At 47.5% G+C, this 305-nt stretch carries 1 protein-coding gene; it reads right to left on the bottom strand.

Annotation, left to right across the window (positions count from 1 at the left end):
- Nucleotides 1-8: 8 nt before the first annotated feature.
- On the bottom strand, nucleotides 9-305 hold a 297-nt coding region (locus tag J3482_RS21170), incomplete at its 5' end, for a helix-turn-helix transcriptional regulator (RefSeq protein ID WP_236018431.1).

Below are 305 nucleotides of genomic sequence, written 5' to 3'. Positions count from 1 at the left end.
CTGTTGTTTTACTGTTGATTTTTTGACCATATATCCTCGACTGCACATCCCAGTTCCTTAGCCGTTTCCATGGCCTTGTCCAAGGACGGATTGTATGTTCCATCTTGCCAGCTTTTGATGAGCGTCGGCGATACGCCTATGCGCCTGGCCAACTCTTTTTGGGACATCTTTTGTTCCTGCATGCGTTGTTTCAGGCAGTTTCTCAATATTTTCTCTTCGACCGCTACGCCAAGGAATTCTGTTAACTGCCTCATACCGCCAAATTCACGCAACACGGCCTTACGCCAACCCTCATCGTATTTTGC

The organism is Alicyclobacillus suci, from assembly GCF_017329615.1.
GTDB classification, from domain to species: Bacteria; Bacillota; Bacilli; order Alicyclobacillales; family Alicyclobacillaceae; genus Alicyclobacillus; species Alicyclobacillus suci.
Note: the sequence above shows the minus strand (reverse complement) of the source record. Positions and strands in the feature narration are given on the sequence as shown.